Source organism: Candidatus Methylomirabilota bacterium (assembly GCA_035260325.1).
In the GTDB taxonomy this organism is placed as follows: Bacteria; Methylomirabilota; Methylomirabilia; order Rokubacteriales; family CSP1-6; genus AR19.
Genome location: DATFVL010000009.1, coordinates 1 through 4603, shown reverse-complemented (window position 1 = coordinate 4603; position 4603 = coordinate 1). Strand labels below are relative to the sequence as shown.

Genomic DNA, 4603 nt, shown 5'->3' with positions numbered 1-4603 from the left:
TCGCGCTCGCGGCGCCCGTGGGCGCGCAGCAACCGAAGCGCGAGGATCCGGTCACGAGCGAGCAGAAGAAGCTCCAGCAGACGCAGCAGCGCCTGAAAGAGGAGCGCGCGAAGGCCGCCGCCGCGCGCGCGCGCGAGACCTCGCTGCTCGCCGAGCTCGAGCAGATCGAGCGGCGCCTGGCCGCCAAGCAGGCCGAGGTGCACCGGCTCGAGGCGCGGATCAAGCGCACCCAGGGCGACGTCACCGTGCTGCGCGTCGAGATCACGCGCCTCGAGAGCCAGCGCGCCTGGCAGGAGGAGGCGCTCGCCCGGCGGCTCCGCGCGATGTACCGCGTCCACGCCCAGGGCGGCGCGCTCCCCGTCATCTTGAGCCACGACGACCCGATCGCCCGGGCGGCGGCCGTCCGCCACCTCACGAACCTCGCCGCCCTGGACGCTCGCTTGATCCAGGAGTATCGTGGAACGTCAGAGAAGTTGGCGGACCGCAAGGGCCGGGAGGAGACGCGCCAGCGGGAGCTGGGGGGCCTGCACGCCGATGCCCAGCGCGAGCAGGCCGAGGTGGACCGCGACGGCGCCAAGCGCCGCGTGCTCCTCGCGAAGGTGCGTGACGAGCGGGTCTACCACGAGCGCATGGTGGGCGAGCTCACCGAGGCCTCGAAGCGCCTCGAGGCGTTCATCCGCGAGCTCCAGGCCAAGCAGAGGAAGCTGGCGAAGATCCCGCCGCCGAAGGGCGGCGTCGAGCCGCCGAGCGTGGGGTTCGGGACCCTCCGCGGGCGGCTGCCGTGGCCGACCGAGGGACGCATCGTGGCGTCGTTCGGCGCCCAGGTTCACCCGCGCTTTGGCACGCGGACTTTCCGGAATGGCGTGGACATCGAGGCGCCCGAGGGCAAGGACGTCGCGGCCGTCTACGCGGGCAATGTGATCTACACGGGGTGGTTCAAGGGCTACGGCAACCTGATCATCCTGGATCACGGCAACGAGTACTACACGCTCTACGCCCACGTCGCGGAGATCGAGGTCAAGGAGGGCGAGGACGTCAGGCAGGGACAGCGGATCGGGACCGTCGGCGACACGGGCTCGCTCACGGGCCCTCGGCTATACTTCGAGGTGCGCTATCAAGGGAAGGCCCAGGATCCGGCGGACTGGCTCCGCCAGCGGGGGTAGCGCGGGGATCGCGATGAGGGGGACTCCATGAAGAAAGCGTTCGTGATCGGCGCACTGCTCGTCGTGCTGACGCTGTCGCTCGGCGGCTCGGCGGTGAGCAAGGGGACGGACAGCGGCGCGACGTACGAGCAGCTCAGGCTGTTCACGGAAGTGCTCTCGATCGTCCAGAACCAGTACGTGGACGAGGTGTCCCCGAAGGACCTCATCTACAGCGCCATCAAGGGGACGCTGCGCGGGCTCGATCCGCACAGCTCGTTCCTCGATCCCGAGAGCTACCGCGAGATGCAGGTCGAGACCTCGGGGAGCTTCGGCGGCCTCGGCATCGAGATCACGCTGAAGGACGACATCCTCACGGTCGTCTCGCCGATCGAGGGCACGCCGGCGTACCGCGCGGGGCTCCAGACCGGCGACCGGATCGTCAAGATCGACGGCCTCTCCACGAAGGACATGCAGCTCTCCGACGCCGTCAAGCGCATGCGTGGCAAGCCCGGCACGAAGGTGACGATCACCATCGCGCGCGAGGGCTGGAACGAGCCGAAGGATTTCGAGATCGCGCGCGAGCAGATCCGCGTGCAGTCGGTGCGCACCCAGGACCTCGGCGGCGGTATCGCCTACCTCAAGCTCCGCCAGTTCCAGGAGCAGTCGCCCGGCGACATGTCGGCCGCGCTCGACAAGGCGGCGAAGGCGGGCATGAAGGCGCTGGTCCTCGACCTCCGCAACAACCCCGGCGGCCTCCTCACGGCGGCGGTCGAGGTGACCGAGGACTTCATCGACGAGGGCAAGCTGGTCGTCTACACGGAGGGGCGCGTGCGGAACCAGAACATGCGCTTCTCGGCGCACGCGAAGAAGTCGTACCCGAACCTGCCCATGGTCGTCCTGGTGAACCAGGGCAGCGCGTCCGCCTCGGAGATCGTCGCGGGGGCGCTGCAGGACTGGGGGCGCGCGATCATCGTCGGCACGCAGACCTTCGGCAAGGGCTCGGTGCAGACGATCATCCCGCTCTCCGACGGGTCGGGGCTCCGGCTGACGACCGCGAAGTACTACACGCCGAAGGGCCGCTCGATCCACGGCAAGGGCATCACGCCCGACATCGTGGTCGAGGTGCCGAAGGAGCAGACGCCACGCGACCGCGTCCAGGCCGCGCTCGAGCCGGCGGAGGAGCTCCGGCGGGACGTCCAGGTCCAGCGGGCGATCGACGTGATCAAGACCATGCGCATCATCGAACAGCAGCGTCCGCCGACGCAGGTCCAGGCGCGGCCGCAGTAGGGTTCCGCGCGCGTCCGGGGGCGACGCGGGCCGGAGCGGCGGCCGCGTCGCCCTTGTCTTTTGTAGCGGGGTCCGCGAGGCCGGATCGAGCCGAGGGTGGCCTGAGATAGAAGCGATGCTTGTGCTCGGAATCGAGAGCTCGTGCGACGAGACGGCCGCGGCGGTGCTCGTCGACGGGCGGCGCGTGCGGTCGAGCGTCGTCGCCTCGCAGGACGCGATCCACGCGCCCTACGGCGGCGTCGTCCCCGAGCTCGCCTCGCGGCGCCACCTCGAGGTCATCGTGCCCGTCGTGGAGCAGGCGCTCGCCGACGCCGGCGTCGGGGTGCCGGACCTCGACGGGATCGCCGTCACCCAGGGTCCGGGGCTCGTCGGCTCCCTGCTCGTGGGCTGCGCCGTCGCGAAGTCGCTCGCCTGGGTCCACGGCAAGCCCCTGGTCGGCGTGAACCACCTCGAGGGCCACATCTACGCCGCGTTCCTCACAGACGATCCGCCGGCGCACCCGTTCCTCGCCCTGGTCGTCTCGGGCGGCCACACCGCGCTCTACCACGCCCGGGCACCGCTCGCCTACACGCTCGTCGGCCAGACGCGTGACGACGCGGCCGGCGAGGCGTTCGACAAGGTCGCGAAGCTCCTCGGCCTCGGCTTCCCGGGCGGGCCGGTCATCGAGCGGACGGCGGCCTCCGGCGACCCGAAGGCGATCACCTTCCCGCTCGCGCACATGACCGACCGCGCGCCCGACTTCTCGTTCAGCGGCATCAAGACGTCGGTGTCGCTCTACGTCAAGCGCCAGGCGCCGCTGTCCGCCCAGCAGGTCGCCGACGTCGCCGCCTCGTTCCAGGCCGCGGTGGTGAAGACGCTCGTGCGGAAGTCGGTGAAGGCCGCGCTCCGCCTCGGGGTGAAGCGCCTCGTGCTGACGGGCGGCGTCGCGGCGAACGGCCCCCTCCGCGCGGGGCTCGCGGCCGAGGCCGCGGAACACGGCCTCACGCTCCACGTCCCGCCGCCCCGGCTCTGCACGGACAACGCGGCGATGATCACCGCCGCGGGGACGGAGCGCCTGCGTGCCGGCGAGCGCGCGGACCTGACGCTGAACGCCATCCCCGACTGGGCGCTGGCGTCATGAACTACGAGGCGGTGCTGGCGGGCCTGCCCGACGCGGTCATCGCGGTGGACACGAGCCTCCGCATCGTCTTCTGGAACTCCGCGGCCGAGGTGCTGACCGAGCGCTCGGCCCGCCGCGCCGAGGGACGCCTGGTGAAGGAGCTCTTTCCGGCCGAGGCGTCCATCGTCCGCCGGCTCGGCGAGACGCTCGCGACGGGCGAGAGCCGGTCCGAGCCCGAGGCGCTCGTGGAGCGGCCGGACGGCAAGGCGGTGCCGGTCTCGATCGTCACGGCGCCGCTCTTCGGCCACGACGGCACCGTGGCGGCCGCCGTCGCCGTCCTGCGCGACCTCTCGCGTATCCGCCAGCTCGAGGCCGAGGTGCGGCGCGGCGAGACGCTCGCCGCGGCCGGCCGCATGGCGGTGGGGCTGGCCCACGAGATCCGGAACCCCCTCGGCGCGATCCGCGGCGCCGTGCAGCTCCTCCGGCGCGAGCTCGGCCCCGAGTCACGGCTCACCGAGTACACGGACGTGCTCCTCACCGAGGTGGACCGGGTGAACCGGAGCATCGAGATGCTCCTCGACCTGGCGCGTCCGGTCCAGCTCCGCCTCGTCCCGCTGAACCTCCACCAGCTCCTCGAGCGCGTCGCGCTGCTCGCCGAGGAGGGCGCGCGCGAGGGCGGCGTCACGATCGTCCGCCGCTACGATCCGAGCCTCCCGCCGATCCTCGGCGACGAGGACCGCCTGCTCCAGGTCTTCCACAACCTCGTCCGCAACGCGCTGGACGCCATGAAGGACGGCGGCCGACTCACGCTCACGACGCGCGTGAGCCTCAACCCACTGTTCGGCAAGATGGACCTCGGCGCGGGCCAGCGGAACATGGTGGAGGCGATCATCGCCGACGAGGGCGCCGGGATTCCGGCGGCGGCGCGCGCCAAGATCTTCGACCCGTTCTTCACGACCAAGGACAAGGGCCTCGGGCTCGGCCTCGCGATCTGCCACCGGATCCTCGAGGAGCATCGCGGCGCGATCCAGCTCGAGTCCGCCGAGGGACGGGGCACCACCGTGACCTGCTTCCT

General features: G+C 71.5%; 4 protein-coding genes. All 4 read left to right on the top strand.

The genetic code is table 11. The features are described 5' to 3' along the window. Positions 1-1163, top strand: a 1163-nt coding sequence (locus VKG64_00405; GenBank protein ID HKB23483.1) for a peptidoglycan DD-metalloendopeptidase family protein, incomplete at its 5' end; no start/stop codon positions are given. 27 nt (positions 1164-1190) lie between these two features. Then, positions 1191-2429 (top strand): S41 family peptidase, encoded by a 1239-nt coding sequence (locus tag VKG64_00400; GenBank protein HKB23482.1) that lies wholly within the window; start codon positions 1191-1193, stop codon positions 2427-2429. A 115-nt stretch (positions 2430-2544) separates the two neighbouring features. After that, positions 2545-3549 (top strand): tRNA (adenosine(37)-N6)-threonylcarbamoyltransferase complex transferase subunit TsaD, encoded by a 1005-nt coding sequence (gene tsaD, locus VKG64_00395; protein HKB23481.1) that lies wholly within the window; start codon positions 2545-2547, stop codon positions 3547-3549. After that, a partial coding sequence (locus VKG64_00390; GenBank protein ID HKB23480.1) for an ATP-binding protein occupies positions 3546-4603 on the top strand: 1058 nt, incomplete at its 3' end. The genes tsaD and VKG64_00390, both read left to right, overlap by 4 nt.